We start from the raw sequence: 13,094 nt of genomic DNA on the forward strand, positions 1-13,094 counted from the left end.
AGCCCCGGCACGCGAACGCGCCGGGGCTTGGACTGTCTGCTCTGGCCCTTGGGTGGGCCGGATGGCTTACGCCAGCGAGCCGTCGATGCCTTTGCAGGCCTCGACGAGGCCCTTCACGGCTGCGACCGACTTGTCGAACATCTCTTGCTCTTCTTTGGTGAGCTTGATGTTGACGATCTTCTCGATGCCGCCGGCGCCGATCACGGTGGGCACGCCCACATACATGCCGTCGAGGCCGAACTCGCCTTCGCACATCGCCGCGCAGGGCAGGACGCGCTTCTGGTCTTTGAGGTAAGCTTCGGCCATCTCGATCGCCGAGGTCGCCGGTGCGTAGAATGCCGAGCCGGTCTTCAGCAGGCCAACGATCTCTGCGCCGCCGTCACGGGTGCGCTGCACGATGGCGTCCAGCTTCTCCTGCGTGGTCCAGCCCATTTCGACCAGATCCGGCAGCGGGATGCCGGCAACGGTCGAGTAACGCACCGAGGGAACCATCGTGTCGCCGTGGCCGCCCAGAACGAAGGCGGTGACGTCTTTCATCGACACGTCGAATTCCACCGACAGGAAGTGGCGGAAGCGGGCCGAGTCGAGCACGCCAGCCATGCCGCAGACCTTGTGCGCGGGCAGGCCCGAGAACTTCTGCAGCGCCCAGACCATCGCGTCGAGCGGGTTGGTGATGCAGATGACGAAAGCGTCGGGGGCGTTGTCGCGGATGCCTTCGCCGACCGATTTCATCACCTTGAGGTTGATGCCCAGCAGGTCGTCGCGGCTCATGCCCGGCTTGCGCGGAACGCCCGCGGTCACGATGCAGACGTCGGCGCCGGCGATGTCAGCGTAGTCCTGGGTGCCCTTGAGCTTGGCGTCGAAGCCTTCCGAGGGGCCCGACTCTGCGATGTCGAGGGCTTTGCCTTCGGGAGTGCCTTCCGAGATGTCGAAGAGCACGACGTCGCCGAGTTCCTTCAGGGCCGCGAGGTGTGCAAGCGTGCCGCCAATCTGTCCCGCGCCGATGAGGGCGATCTTGGGTCTGGCCATGGATCTGTTCTCCGCTCCATTTGTGAAGTCCGCCGTTTGCGTAAGGTCTCTGCCGCCGGCGCGCAAGGGCGCTGCGCGGCAGCAATTTCATGCCGCCCCGCCTGACCACGCGGCATGATTGCGATAAAGTTGTTAAATGTCAGTGAATTGGTGGATGTATGCCAGCGTATGCTTTTTGCCACAAAGCGGCTTTCCCATCGCCGTGATCGGGGCTGGCCGGGGGTGCAACTTGCCGCATTCACAGGCAGATGGGCGATTCTTTTTGTAGCATGGCCGGTGGGCTGACTTGTCTGGTGGCCTGTCGGGTGGCGGGGGTCATCCGCGGCCCATGCGGCGCGCCAGATGCTTCTCGAGCTGCACCAGCGCGTCGTAGATCAGCACGGCGAACAGCCCGACGATCAGCCCGCCCTGCAGCACAAAGGCAGTGTTGCTGGTCAGCAGCCCGGCGATGATCACCTCGCCGAGGGTCCGCGCCGCCACGGTCGAGCCGATGGTGGCGGTGCCGAGGGCGATGACCACCGACAGGCGGATGCCCGCAAGGATCACCGGCGCGGCCAGCGGCAGTTCGACCCGCAGCAGCCGTTGCCGCCGGTCGAGCCCGATGCCGCGCGCCGCCTCCATGGTGGTGGGCGGCAGGGTCGAGAGCCCGGTCATGGCGTTCTCGAAGATCGGCAGCAGCCCATAGAGAAACAGCGCCACCAGCGTCGGCCCGGCGCCGAAGCCAAGCGCCGGGACCGCCAGCGCCAGCACCGCGACCGGCGGGAAGGTCTGGCCGACGTTGGTGATGGTGCGCGACAGCGGGCGGAAGGCCGCGCCCGCGGGGCGGGTGACGAGGATCGCCAGCGTCACCGCCACCAGCGTGGCCGCCAGCGAGGCGGCGGCGACAAGGCCAAGGTGGCTCAGCGAGAGCGACAGCAGCGAGCTGCGGGTGTAGATCACCGGGCCGTTTTCCGGCGCGAAAGGCGCAAAGACCGGCTCGAAGAGGCCGGGCTTCAGCACCAGTGCCAGCAGCAGCAGAACGAGCGCCGCGCGCAGGATCAGCCCCGGTTTCACGGGTGCTGCTCCGCACGGGCTCGGATCGCGGCCAGCGTGACCCGGCCCGCGGGCTGGCCCTCACGTTCGACGGGCACCGCCTCGCGCCCGCTCCAGAGGCAGGCCGAGAGCGCCTCGCGCAGGCTGGCACCGGCGGGCAGGGGGTTGCCTTCGGCAGGGCCGTCTTCGGCCAAGTCGGCGGCGGGGACCAGCGACAGCAGCCGCATGGGCCGCTCGGCATCGCCCACCATATCGGCGACGAAGCGCGTGGCGGGGCTGGCGACGATCTCATCGGGCGGGCCGTATTGCACCAGCTTGCCGCCATCCATCACCGCGACCCGGTCGCCGAGGCTGATCGCCTCGTCCATGTCGTGGGTGACCAGCATGATCGTCGAGCCGAGCTTGCGCTGGATGTCCTTGAGGTCGGCCTGCGCGCGGGTGCGGATGATCGGATCGAGCGCGCCAAAGGGCTCGTCCATCAGCAGAAGGTCGGGGCGCGAGGCCAGTGCGCGGGCGACGCCGACGCGCTGCTGCTGGCCGCCTGAAAGCTCGGCGGGGAAACGGGTGCGGAAGTCGGCGGGCTCCATGCCAAAGAGGATGAGCAACTCGTCGACCCGCGCGGCGGTCTTCTCCTTGGGCCAGCCCAGCAGATCGGGGACGGCGGCGATGTTGCGCGCGACCGAGTGGTGGGGAAAGAGCCCGTGGCCCTGAATGGCATAGCCGATGCGGCGGCGCAGGATATGGGGTTTCTGCGCGTGAGTGGGCTCGCCATTGATGCGGACCTCGCCGGAGGTGGGCTCGACCAGCCGGTTGATCATCCGCAGCAGCGTCGTCTTGCCCGAGCCGGAGGTGCCGACGATGGCGGTGATCGTGCCGGTCTCGACGGTCATCGAGACGGCATCGACGGCGCGGGTTTCGCCATAGGTCTTGGTGAGCTTGTCGATCTCGATCATGTGGGGCGCTCCGGGGTGCGGCGGGTGAGGTCCACGAGGATGTCCATGACGACGGCAGCGACGAGCGCCATCAGAACCGTGGGCAGGGCACCCAGCAAGATGAGGTCCGTGGCGGTCTGGTTGAGGCCCTGAAAGACGAATGTGCCGTAGCCGCCGCCGCCGATCAGCCCGGCGATCACCGCCAGCCCGATGTTCTGCACCAGCACGATGCGCAGCCCGGCAAGGATCACCGGCATGCCGAGCGGCAGTTCGACTTTCCACAGACGCTGGGCCGGGGTCATGCCCATGCCGCGCGCCGCCTCGGTGGCGGCGGGTGGCGCGGCGTCGAGCCCGGCGACGGTGTTCGAGACCACCGGCAGCAGCGAATAGAGCACCAGCGCAAGAAACGCCGGGGCAAAGCCGATGCCCGCGATGCCGAGCGCCTGCGCGGCGGGAAAGCTGCTGCCGACCCATCCGAGGATCGGGATCATGATGCCGAACATGGCAAGCGAGGGGATGGTTTGCAGGAAGCTCAGCACCGGCAACGTCGCGCCGCGCAGGCCAGGGCGGCGGTGGCACAGGATGCCGAGCGGAAAGCCGATGGCGGCTGCGGCGGCCAGCGAGCCGAAGGCAAGGCCGGTGTGGCGGAGGGTGGCGGAGCGGAAGGCATCGCGGCGGCTGGCGTATTCCTGCGCGATCGACAGATCCGACAGCATGCCGGACCAGAGCACGGCGGCGAGGGCCGCAACCAGCAAGACCAGCAGCCCGGCGCGGGCCTTGGGGCCGGGCTTCATCTGCGCCAGCGCGTCGGCCATCAGCAGCATGAGCGTCAGCAGCAGGCACCAGAACCCGGCGGCGGGCGAGACGCGGGCCAGATCGCCGGCATCGACCAGCAGCGCGCCAGCGCCGGTCGCGAGCAGCCAGAGCAGCCCGGCAAGGCCAAGCAGGCTACCGCCAAAGCGGCGCAGCGGGGCAGAGGCGGGAAGGCCGAGCGCCAGCCCGGCGGCCATCGCCAGCAGGCCGGGGATCACATGCGAGAGCGGCGCGCTGTCCCAAAGCATCACGCCATCGCCCGCGACAATGCGGTTGGCGCGCAGGGTCAGGAAGGGCAGGGCCAGCGCGGCCAGCCCGAGCCCCGCAAAGAGCACGCCGGGCGGAGACAGGCCCCGCCCGGCATCAGACATCTGCACGCTGCGGCCGAGGATCAGTCCAGCACCCCGGTTTGCGTGAGGTAGTCACGCGCAACGGCCTCGGCAGGCTCGCCGCCGACCTGAATGCGGCCGTTGAGTTCCTGCAGGGTTTCCATGTCGAGCCCTTCGAAGATCGGGTTCAGCACCTCGGGGATGGAGGGATATTCCTCGAGCACGGCGTCCCGAACGATGGGCGTGGGCTCATAGACCGGCTGCACGCCCTTGTCGTCTTCCATCACCTTGAGGCCAGTGGCGCCGACGCCGCCGTCGGTGCCATAAACCATCGCGGCATTCACGCCCGAGGTGCCGCGCGCGGCGGCCTGAATGGTGGCGGCGGTGTCGCCGCCCGACAGGATCACCGTCTGATCCTCGGACAGCTCGAAGCCATAAGTCGTCTGCATGGCGGGAAGAACGGCGGGGGAGGAGACGAATTCGGTAGAGGCGGCCAGCTTCACCTCGCCGCCATCCGCGATCCAAGCGCCGAAGTCGGACATGGTCGAGAGGCTGTTCTCCTCGGCGACCGGGCCGGTGACCGCGATGGCCCAAGTGTTGTTGGCGGGGGCAGAGCTGAGCCAGGTGATGCCGTTCTCGGCATCGAGTTCCTTGGCGCGGGCGTGGGCTTTGTCTGCATCCTTCCAGACATCGCTGTCGGCCTCGTTGAAGAAGAAGGCGGCGTTGCCGGTGTACTCGGGGTAGATGTCGATCTGATCGGCGAGGATCGCCTCGCGCACCACTTGGGTGCCGCCCAGTTGCAGGCGCCGCTCGACCGGCAGGCCCGCGTCCTCGAGCGCGAGGGCGATGACATTGCCGAGCAGCCCGCCCTCGGTGTCGATCTTCGAAGAGACTGTGATGTCGGCCTGTGCGGCACCTGCCAGAGCGGCGAGTGCGGCGGCAAGGCTGGTGGCGGTGAGAAATTTGTGGGTCAGCATGGCGCTTCCGGCTCCCTTTCCGTGGCGTCCCGTCGAGTATGACAGAGTTCTGCACAGAAACTAGGCGGCGGAGGCGGCGGGCCAAGGTGCGCGGTGAAATTGCTGCGCGGGGTAGGTTTTGGCGGGCAGAGTTGCGTCGTTGGCGCGGGGGATGCGGTTTTTCAGGATCGCGGGCTCAGGCGTCGCTGTCCGTCGGAGGCAGCGGCTCGTGCAGCGCCTCGAAGGCGAGGCCACTGGCAACAAGGCAGGTGACGCCATCGGTGCCGGTGACCGTGATGGTCCAGCTGCCGGTTTCATCCGAGGCGAAAAGCTCCATCACCGCATTGTTGTTGCCAAGGCCGATGGACTGCCGCGTCTCGCCATAGGTCGCCGCGAGCCGGGCGACAATCTGATCGCGCGGGCCGCAGGCGGATTGGTCCGCAACGGCGGGCAGGCCCAGCAAGAGAAGGCCCAGCAAGAGCAGGAGGCCAGAAAGCGGGAGGCCAGAAAGCGGAAGGCGTCTGTCTAGGGTCATCTTGTTTCCCCTTATTTCGTTCGAACGTATCGTGCGGACGGCGGGCGCGTCGCCTCGGCGCGGGTTCAGTGCCTTGCCTTCAAAGCCTGCGCGGCATGTCCAAAGGATTGGTTAAGCGACCGCGTCCGGTTAAAATTCTGGAGATTTAAACGTCTTCTGCGCTGCGGCATGATTGGGCTTGCAGTTTTTGAAAAAGAATTGCATCACTGGCGCAAGATTATTGCTTAATGGAGGAAGGCATGGATCTCGCGCTTCGGCCCTACCGCTCGGTTCTCTATATCCCCGGCTCGAAAGAGCGGGCGCTGGACAAGGCGCGCGGGCTGCCGGTGGATGCGATCATCTTCGATCTGGAAGACGCGGTGTCCCCGGCCGAAAAACCCGCCGCGCGTGAGACGCTGGGCGCGGCGCTGGGCGCGGGGGGCTATGGCCTTCGGACGCGGATCGTGCGGATCAACGGGCTCGACACCGAATGGGGTGAGGCCGATGCCAAGGCCGCCAATGCCATGGATTGCGACGCGGTGCTGCTGCCGAAGGTCGAGGATCCGGCGCAGCTCGATGCGCTGGCGAAACTCACCGACAAGCCGCTCTGGGCGATGATGGAGACGCCGAAGGGCATGCTGAACGCGGCGGCCATCGGAGCGCATCCGCGGCTGGCGGGCATGGTCATGGGCACCAATGATCTGGCCAAGGAACTGAATGCGCGCTTCCGCGCCGACCGGCTGCCGATGCTCACCTCGCTGCAGCTGTGCCTGCTGGCCGCCAAGGCGAGCGGCTGCATCATCGTCGATGGCGTCTACAACGCGTTCAAGGACGACGCGGGGCTGAAGGCCGAATGCGCGCAGGGCCGCGACATGGGCTTTGACGGCAAGACGCTGATCCACCCGGCGCAGGTCGAGATCGCCAATGCCGCCTTTGCGCCCAGCGAGGGTGAGATCGAACTGGCGCAGCGGCAGATCGCCGCCTTCGAGGCCGCCGAAGCCGAGGGGCAGGGGGTTGCCGTCGTCGACGGCAAGATCGTCGAGAACCTGCATGTGGTCACGGCGAAATCCGTGCTGGCCAAAGCAGATGCCATTGCCGCCATGGGGGTATGAAGGCAGGGTCAAAGCAGGCTCGGCAATAGGAGAGACCCATGCTGCTTTTGATTCTCGGCGTTGCGCTCTGGTGGGCGGCGCATCTGTTCAAACGCCTCGCCCCCGAGGCGCGTGCAAAGATGGGCGACAAGGGCAAAGGCGTGGTGGCGCTTGCGCTGCTGGTCAGCATCGTGCTGATGATTTTCGGCTACCGCATGGCCGACGGCGCCTTCTTCTACGGACGCACCCCGGCCACCGTGGGCATCAACAACCTGCTGATGCTGGCGGCGCTCTACTTCACCTCGCCGGGACCGAAGAAGGGCGCGCTTTTTTACAAGATGCGCCACCCGATGCTCACCGGGTTTCTGCTGTGGACCATCGCGCACCTGATGGTGAACGGCGACACGCACTCCTTCGTGCTGTTCGGTGGCCTTGGCATCTGGGCGCTGGTCGAGATGAGCACGATCAACCGTGCCGAGCCTGAATGGGTGCCGCCCGCGAAAGGGCCGATCAAGAAGGACCTGATCTTCCTTGCCGCGAGCGTGGTGCTGCTCTTTGTCATCGGGGCGATCCACACGTGGCTCGGCTACCCCACCTTTGGTTAAAACTTCCGGAATACACGCATGAAAATCTATCGCTTTCTCTCCGAGGACGACACCTCGGCCTTCTGCCACAAGGTCTCTGAGGCGCTGAGCAAGGGCTGGGAACTGCACGGCAGCCCGACCTACGCTTTCGACAACGCCAATGGCGTCATGCGCTGCGGTCAGGCCGTCACCAAGGAAATCGACACGCCCTACACGCCGGACATGAAACTGGGAGCGCAGTGATGGCCAAGACCAACCCCGGACGGTTCTTCGAGGATTACAGCATCGGGCAGGTCATCGACCACGCCGTGCCGCGCACCGTCTCGGGCGGGGAGAGGGCGCTTTATCACGCGCTCTACCCGGCCCGGCATGCGCTTTACTCCTCGGATGAGTTTGCCCGGAGCGTTGGTCTGCCCGCATCGCCGCTGGATGATCTGGCGGCCTTCCATATCGTCTTTGGCAAGACCGTGCCGGATGTCTCGCTCAACGCCGTGGCCAACCTTGGCTATGCCGAGGGGCGCTGGCTGAAGCCGGTCTATGCCGGGGACACGCTGCGCTCCTCATCCGAGGTGATCGGGCTCAAGCAGAACTCGAACGGCAAGTCGGGGGTGGTCTATGTGCGAACCCGTGGCACCAACCAGCGCGGCGAGATTGTGCTGGACTATTGCCGCTGGGTGATGGTGCGCAAAAAGAACATAGACGCCCCCGCGCCGGAGACGGTGCTGCCGGACCTCAAGACGGTGCTGGCCCCCGAAGATCTGGTGATCCCAGAGGGGCTCGACTTCACGAACTACGATTTCACCCTCGCGGGCGAGCCGCACCGCTGGGGCGATTACGAGATCGGCGAGCAGATCGACCACGTCGATGGGGTGACCATCGAGGAAGCCGAGCACATGCTGGCGACGCGGCTGTGGCAGAACACCGCCAAGGTCCATTTCGACGCCACTTTCCGCGAAGACGGCAAGCGGCTGATCTATGGCGGGCATGTGATCTCCATGGCGCGGGCGCTGAGCTTCAACGGGCTGGCGAATGCGCAGATGATCGTCGGGCTCAACGGGGGCGCGCATGCAAACCCTTGTTTTGCGGGAGATACCATCAAGGTCTGGTCCGAGGTGCTGGACCGCGCCGAGACCGCCGCGCCGGGTGTCGGCGCGCTGCGGCTGCGGCTGGTCGCGACCAAGGGCGGGGCGCCGTTCGCGCTGAAGGGCGAGGATGGAAAATACCGTCCCGAGGTGCTGCTGGACCTCGATTACTGGGCGCTGATCCCGCGCTGATCTGACGCATGGTGAATTCCGCGCAAGGCTCTGAGTCGGGCCGCTGCGGCGCAGAAATCCGACATAAATACTTAGGAATAAGGCGAGTCTCACTCCTGCGGCTGTTAGCGCCGTAAATGTGATCACGCTTTTTCCGGTGTGATCACATATTCCGATCATTTTTTGGTTTTCGGCAGAAAAAACACCCCCAAGGGCTTTGGTGCCGCGTGACAGAGCAGGGCAAGAGGCGCTAGAACGCGGCCACAAGGGAACCGAAAAGGACAAGCCATGGCCGATGTGAACCGGGGCAGTCGCCCGCTTTCACCCTTCATGATCGGGCAGTACTACCGCCCCCAGATGACGTCGATCTCTTCCATCATGGTCAGGATCACCGGAATCGCGACATTCGGCTTTGCGTTTCTTGTGGTGTGCTGGCTGATCGCCGCAGCCTCCTCCCCCGAAGCTTTTGCCGTCGTCGATGGCATTCTGACCAGCTTCATCGGTGATCTGCTGATGCTGCTGGCGACTTGGGCAATCTGGTATCACATGCTGGGCCGTCTGCGTCACGTGATCTGGGATCTGGGCTACCTCATGGAAGTCGAGATCGCGACAAAGCTTGGATGGGGCATGTTCATCGGCGCCACCGTGCTGACCCTGCTGACCATCATCGTGGTGTAAGGAGAGACCCATGCGATTTCTGACCGACCGCAAACTTGCGCAGGGACTGGGCGCGGGTCACACCGGCACCCACCACCATTGGAACGCTATCATCACCTCGGCCGCGCTGGTGGTGCTTGTTCCGCTCTTCGTCATCACCTTCGGCCTCGCGCTCGGCAGCAGCCACGAGGACGTTCTGGCCTATTTCGCGCGCCCCTTCCCGGCGATCATCACGGCGCTGACCGCCGTGGTCGTGATCCTGCACTGCAAGGGCGAGATCGACGAAGCTCTCATCGACTATGTCCACGGCACGACCGGCAAGCTGCTGCTTGTCGCGGTGCAGGCCCTGTCTTGGGCGATGATTGCGGGCGCGCTCTTCGCGCTGGTGAAACTGGCACTCTGACTTCGCGGCTCGAGGAAAAAAGAAAATGACAGCAGCTTACGAATACGAGACGCATGACTATGACGTCGTGGTCGTCGGTGCCGGCGGTGCCGGTCTGCGCGCGACCCTCGGCATGGCGGAGCAGGGCCTTCGCACCGCATGTATCTCCAAGGTGTTCCCGACCCGCTCGCACACCGTTGCGGCGCAGGGCGGCATTGCCGCCTCGCTGGCCAACATGGGCCCCGACAACTGGCAGTGGCACATGTATGACACGGTGAAGGGCTCCGACTGGCTCGGCGACACCGACGCCATGGAATACCTCGCCCGTTCGGCACCCGCCGCGGTTTACGAGCTCGAGCACTACGGCGTGCCGTTCTCGCGGACCGAAGAGGGCAAGATCTACCAGCGCCCGTTCGGCGGCCACACCACCGAGTTTGGTGAAGGCCCCGCCGTGCAGCGCACCTGCGCCGCCGCCGACCGGACCGGCCACGCCATCCTGCACACGCTCTACGGCCAGTCGCTGAAGAACAACGCAGAGTTCTACATCGAGTATTTCGCCATCGACCTGCTGATGGAAGACGGCGTCTGCAAGGGCGTGCTGTGCTGGAAGCTCGACGACGGCACCTTCCACGTGTTCAACGCCAAGACCGTGGTGCTCGCCACCGGCGGGTATGGCCGTGCCTACTTCTCGGCGACCTCGGCGCACACCTGCACCGGCGACGGTGGCGGCATGGTGGCCCGTGCGGGTCTGCCGCTGCAGGACATGGAATTCGTGCAGTTCCACCCCACCGGCATCTACGGCTCGGGCTGTCTGATCACCGAAGGGGCCCGCGGTGAAGGCGGTTACCTGACCAACAAGGACGGCGAGCGGTTCATGGAGCGTTATGCGCCCCAGTACAAAGACCTCGCGCCCCGCGACTATGTCTCGCGCTGCATGACCATGGAAATCCGCGAAGGCCGCGGCGTGGGCGAGCATGGCGATCACATCCACCTGAACCTCTCGCACCTGCCCAAAGAAGCGCTCGCCGAGCGTCTGCCGGGCATCTCCGAGAGCGCGAAGATCTTCGCCGGTGTGGACGTGACCAAAGAGCCGATCCCGGTTCTGCCGACCGTGCACTACAACATGGGCGGCATCCCGACCAACTACTGGGGCGAGGTGCTGAACCCGACCGCCGAGGATCCCAACGCCGTCGTTCCGGGCCTGATGGCCGTGGGCGAGGCTGGCTGTGCCTCGGTGCATGGGGCCAACCGTCTGGGCTCGAACTCGCTGATCGACCTCGTGGTCTTTGGCCGCGCCGCCGCGATCCGCGCCGGTGAGGTGATCGACCGCGCGTCCGCCGTGCCGACCGCGCCCAAGTCGCAGATCGACAAGGCGTTCGACCGTTTCGACAGCGTGCGCAACGCTTCGGGCGCGATCCCGACCGCCGAGCTGCGCCTCGAGATGCAGCGCACCATGCAGGCGGATGCGGCGGTGTTCCGTGCCTCCGAGACGCTGAAGGACGGCAAGGAGAAGATGACCGAGATCGCCGGCAAGCTGGGCGACATCAAAGTCACCGACCGCTCGCTGATCTGGAACTCGGACCTGATGGAAAGCCTCGAGCTGACCAACCTGATGCCGAACGCCATCGCGACCATCGTCGGCGCCGAAGCGCGCCACGAAAGCCGCGGCGCCCACGCGCATGAGGACTTCGCCGAGCGTGACGACGAGAACTGGCGTGTGCACACGATCAGCCGCGTCGAAGGCAACAAGGTCGACCTGAGCTACCGCCCGGTGGTTCTGGACCCGCTCACCAAAGAAGAGCAGGGCGGCATCTCGCTGAAGAAGATCGCGCCGAAGGCACGGACGTTCTGATGCGGGCAGCCCTTGGCCTTGTTGTTGTGCTGGCGGCCTGTTCGGCCCAGACGCAGGACCAGATTGCGCGGCAAGCCGCGAAATCCACGGTCGCCCGCGTCGTCGCCGACAGGTACCCCGGCGTGCCGGTGGAACCGGCGCTGGACTGCGTGATCGACAATGCGTCTTCCACGCAGATCTATGCGCTGGCCGCCGATAGCGTCACAGGGCCCACGGCCAGCACCGTCGAAGTCGTGACCGATATCGTCTCGAAGCCCGAGACCCTGACCTGCTTGGCAGCCGACGGGCTGCCGGCCCTCGTCCGATAGGAGAGAGACATGGTTCAATTTACACTTCCCAAGAACTCTAAAATCCGCACCGGCAAGACCTGGCCGAAGCCCGAGGGCGCGACCAATGTGCGGGCGTTCAAGATCTACCGCTGGAACCCGGATGACGGTGAGAACCCGCGGGTCGACACCTATTTCCTCGACATGGACAAATGCGGTCCGATGGTCCTGGACGCGCTGATCAAGATCAAGAACGAGATCGACCCCACGCTGACCTTCCGCCGCTCGTGCCGGGAAGGCATCTGCGGATCCTGCGCGATGAACATCGACGGGATCAACACGCTGGCCTGTATCTACGGTCTCGACGAGGTGAAGGGCGACGTGAAGATCTACCCGCTGCCGCACATGCCGGTGGTGAAAGACCTGATCCCCGACCTCACGCATTTCTACGCGCAGCACGCGTCGATCATGCCGTGGCTGGAGACCAAGACCAACCGTCCGCAGAAAGAGTGGAAGCAGTCCATCGAGGACCGCAAAAAGCTCGACGGTCTTTATGAGTGCGTGATGTGCGCCTCGTGCTCGACCTCCTGCCCGAGCTACTGGTGGAACTCTGACCGTTACCTCGGCCCGGCCGCGCTGCTGCACGCCTACCGCTGGATCATCGACAGCCGCGACGAAGCCACCGGCGAGCGTCTCGACGAGCTTGAGGATCCGTTCAAGCTCTATCGCTGCCACACCATCATGAACTGCGCCAAGACCTGCCCGAAGGGTCTGAACCCGGCGAAGGCGATCGGCGAGATCAAGAAGATGATGCTGGAACGGCACGTCTGATCCGCAGCGATCGCGCAAGATTTGGCGCCGCTCCCTTTTGGGGGCGGCGCTTTGCTTTGTGTGACGCCCCGTACGTTTGCAGTGAGCGCAAGGCGCACATGCACGATAGGCGGGTGTGCTGCGGCGCAGAAGGACCTATCTAGGGACGCAGACGGGAGGAGATCGTGAGATCAAGGATGAACGCAATGACCGCGACTGCTGCAAAGACCGACACCGCCGCCCGTGAAGCCCTCGACGCGCTCGAGCAGGCCTTCGCCTACTACCAGCCCGAGCCCGCTCTGGTGCACGCCTCCCAGAAGGACGTGACCGCCGATCTGGGCACGCTGGATTATTATCAGGCCGCCTGACCCGTCGCCAGACTGGCCTCCGGCGGCATCGCGCGCTAGCTCAAGGCACATGCGCGCTTTGCACCCGACACGACTTTGCGAAAAGAGCCCCCGATGATCTTCGCGGGGCTCTTTCTCGTCGCGATCATCCTGCTGCTGGTGTTCAATTACCGGCACGGGGAGACGCGCAAATGCCGCTGGCGCGAACGGCGCAGCGCGGCAGACAGCCAATGGATTTGCGTCCAAT

General features: G+C 65.4%; 16 protein-coding genes. 10 read left to right on the forward strand and 6 right to left on the reverse strand.

Annotated elements, in window-relative coordinates; translation table 11 throughout:
• Window positions 1-66: 66 nt before the first annotated feature.
• The 6 genes from mdh to G0A00_RS11005 form a co-directional block, all read right to left on the reverse strand.
• The gene (gene mdh, locus G0A00_RS10980) at window positions 67-1,029 is read right to left on the reverse strand and encodes a malate dehydrogenase (protein WP_164180943.1); all 963 of its coding nucleotides are present in this window, start codon (window positions 1,027-1,029) and stop codon (window positions 67-69) included.
• Window positions 1,030-1,344: 315 nt separating this feature from the next.
• Complete coding sequence (locus G0A00_RS10985) at window positions 1,345-2,082, reverse strand: ABC transporter permease (protein WP_157373962.1); 738 nt, start codon at window positions 2,080-2,082, stop codon at window positions 1,345-1,347.
• On the reverse strand, window positions 2,079-3,014 hold the full coding sequence (locus G0A00_RS10990) for an ABC transporter ATP-binding protein (protein WP_164180941.1): 936 nt from the start codon (window positions 3,012-3,014) through the stop codon (window positions 2,079-2,081). The genes G0A00_RS10985 and G0A00_RS10990 overlap by 4 nt, the downstream gene beginning before the upstream one ends.
• Window positions 3,011-4,177: an ABC transporter permease gene (locus G0A00_RS10995; RefSeq protein WP_164180939.1), complete on the reverse strand. Its 1,167-nt coding sequence runs from the start codon at window positions 4,175-4,177 to the stop codon at window positions 3,011-3,013. The genes G0A00_RS10990 and G0A00_RS10995 overlap by 4 nt, the downstream gene beginning before the upstream one ends.
• 20 nt (window positions 4,178-4,197) lie before the next feature.
• Complete coding sequence (locus tag G0A00_RS11000; protein WP_164180937.1) at window positions 4,198-5,112, reverse strand: ABC transporter substrate-binding protein; 915 nt, start codon at window positions 5,110-5,112, stop codon at window positions 4,198-4,200.
• Between the two features lie 175 nt (window positions 5,113-5,287).
• A complete protein-coding gene (locus G0A00_RS11005; protein WP_164180935.1) occupies window positions 5,288-5,626 on the reverse strand; it encodes a hypothetical protein in 339 nt (112 codons plus the stop codon).
• Window positions 5,627-5,865: 239 nt separating this feature from the next.
• Between G0A00_RS11005 and G0A00_RS11010 the strand changes: the two genes are divergently transcribed.
• From G0A00_RS11010 to G0A00_RS11055, 10 genes are all read left to right on the forward strand, one after another.
• Window positions 5,866-6,717 carry a CoA ester lyase gene (locus tag G0A00_RS11010; protein ID WP_164180933.1) on the forward strand — a complete coding sequence of 284 codons (852 nt, stop codon included), beginning with the start codon at window positions 5,866-5,868 and terminating at the stop codon, window positions 6,715-6,717.
• 38 nt (window positions 6,718-6,755) lie between these two features.
• A complete protein-coding gene (locus G0A00_RS11015) occupies window positions 6,756-7,301 on the forward strand; it encodes an NnrU family protein (protein ID WP_164180931.1) in 546 nt (181 codons plus the stop codon).
• An 18-nt stretch (window positions 7,302-7,319) separates the two neighbouring features.
• Window positions 7,320-7,523 (forward strand): DUF1737 domain-containing protein, encoded by a 204-nt coding sequence (locus tag G0A00_RS11020; RefSeq protein ID WP_164180929.1) that lies wholly within the window; start codon window positions 7,320-7,322, stop codon window positions 7,521-7,523.
• The gene (locus tag G0A00_RS11025; protein ID WP_164180926.1) at window positions 7,523-8,554 is read left to right on the forward strand and encodes a MaoC family dehydratase; all 1,032 of its coding nucleotides are present in this window, start codon (window positions 7,523-7,525) and stop codon (window positions 8,552-8,554) included. The genes G0A00_RS11020 and G0A00_RS11025 overlap by 1 nt, the downstream gene beginning before the upstream one ends.
• Window positions 8,555-8,821: 267 nt before the next feature.
• Window positions 8,822-9,211 carry a succinate dehydrogenase, cytochrome b556 subunit gene (gene sdhC / locus G0A00_RS11030; RefSeq protein WP_066101824.1) on the forward strand — a complete coding sequence of 130 codons (390 nt, stop codon included), beginning with the start codon at window positions 8,822-8,824 and terminating at the stop codon, window positions 9,209-9,211.
• Window positions 9,212-9,221: 10 nt separating this feature from the next.
• Window positions 9,222-9,593, forward strand: a complete 372-nt coding sequence (locus G0A00_RS11035) for a succinate dehydrogenase, hydrophobic membrane anchor protein (RefSeq protein WP_164180924.1) — start codon at window positions 9,222-9,224, stop codon at window positions 9,591-9,593.
• 25 nt (window positions 9,594-9,618) lie between these two features.
• Complete coding sequence (sdhA, locus tag G0A00_RS11040; RefSeq protein WP_066101816.1) at window positions 9,619-11,424, forward strand: succinate dehydrogenase flavoprotein subunit; 1,806 nt, start codon at window positions 9,619-9,621, stop codon at window positions 11,422-11,424.
• Window positions 11,424-11,732, forward strand: coding sequence for a hypothetical protein (locus G0A00_RS11045; RefSeq protein ID WP_164180923.1), 309 nt, complete (start codon window positions 11,424-11,426; stop codon window positions 11,730-11,732). Before sdhA ends, G0A00_RS11045 begins: the two co-directional genes overlap by 1 nt.
• A gap of 9 nt (window positions 11,733-11,741) precedes the next feature.
• Window positions 11,742-12,521, forward strand: coding sequence for a succinate dehydrogenase iron-sulfur subunit (locus G0A00_RS11050; RefSeq protein WP_164180921.1), 780 nt, complete (start codon window positions 11,742-11,744; stop codon window positions 12,519-12,521).
• Between the two features lie 185 nt (window positions 12,522-12,706).
• The gene (locus tag G0A00_RS11055) at window positions 12,707-12,868 is read left to right on the forward strand and encodes a hypothetical protein (RefSeq protein WP_164180882.1); all 162 of its coding nucleotides are present in this window, start codon (window positions 12,707-12,709) and stop codon (window positions 12,866-12,868) included.
• The last annotated feature ends 226 nt before the right edge of the window (window positions 12,869-13,094 follow it).

The sequence above is a fragment of the Salipiger sp. PrR002 genome (assembly GCF_010500775.1).
In the GTDB taxonomy this organism is placed as follows: domain Bacteria; phylum Pseudomonadota; class Alphaproteobacteria; order Rhodobacterales; family Rhodobacteraceae; genus Salipiger.

Bases quoted from the DNA above. Each gene is read 5' to 3' on its own strand.
- G0A00_RS11020 (WP_164180929.1), top strand. From the start codon at position 7,320: ATGAAAATCTATCGCTTTCTCTCCGAGGACGACACCTCGGCCTTCTGC.
- G0A00_RS11035 (WP_164180924.1), top strand. From the start codon at position 9,222: ATGCGATTTCTGACCGACCGCAAACTTGCGCAGGGACTGGGCGCGGGT.
- G0A00_RS11045 (WP_164180923.1), top strand. From the start codon at position 11,424: ATGCGGGCAGCCCTTGGCCTTGTTGTTGTGCTGGCGGCCTGTTCGGCC.
- sdhA (WP_066101816.1), top strand. From the start codon at position 9,619: ATGACAGCAGCTTACGAATACGAGACGCATGACTATGACGTCGTGGTC.
- G0A00_RS11010 (WP_164180933.1), top strand. From the start codon at position 5,866: ATGGATCTCGCGCTTCGGCCCTACCGCTCGGTTCTCTATATCCCCGGC.
- G0A00_RS11000 (WP_164180937.1), bottom strand. From the start codon at position 5,112: ATGCTGACCCACAAATTTCTCACCGCCACCAGCCTTGCCGCCGCACTC.
- G0A00_RS10990 (WP_164180941.1), bottom strand. From the start codon at position 3,014: ATGATCGAGATCGACAAGCTCACCAAGACCTATGGCGAAACCCGCGCC.
- mdh (WP_164180943.1), bottom strand. From the start codon at position 1,029: ATGGCCAGACCCAAGATCGCCCTCATCGGCGCGGGACAGATTGGCGGC.
- G0A00_RS11025 (WP_164180926.1), top strand. From the start codon at position 7,523: ATGGCCAAGACCAACCCCGGACGGTTCTTCGAGGATTACAGCATCGGG.
- G0A00_RS11050 (WP_164180921.1), top strand. From the start codon at position 11,742: ATGGTTCAATTTACACTTCCCAAGAACTCTAAAATCCGCACCGGCAAG.
- G0A00_RS11055 (WP_164180882.1), top strand. From the start codon at position 12,707: ATGACCGCGACTGCTGCAAAGACCGACACCGCCGCCCGTGAAGCCCTC.
- G0A00_RS11015 (WP_164180931.1), top strand. From the start codon at position 6,756: ATGCTGCTTTTGATTCTCGGCGTTGCGCTCTGGTGGGCGGCGCATCTG.
- sdhC (WP_066101824.1), top strand. From the start codon at position 8,822: ATGGCCGATGTGAACCGGGGCAGTCGCCCGCTTTCACCCTTCATGATC.
- G0A00_RS11005 (WP_164180935.1), bottom strand. From the start codon at position 5,626: ATGACCCTAGACAGACGCCTTCCGCTTTCTGGCCTCCCGCTTTCTGGC.
- G0A00_RS10995 (WP_164180939.1), bottom strand. From the start codon at position 4,177: ATGTCTGATGCCGGGCGGGGCCTGTCTCCGCCCGGCGTGCTCTTTGCG.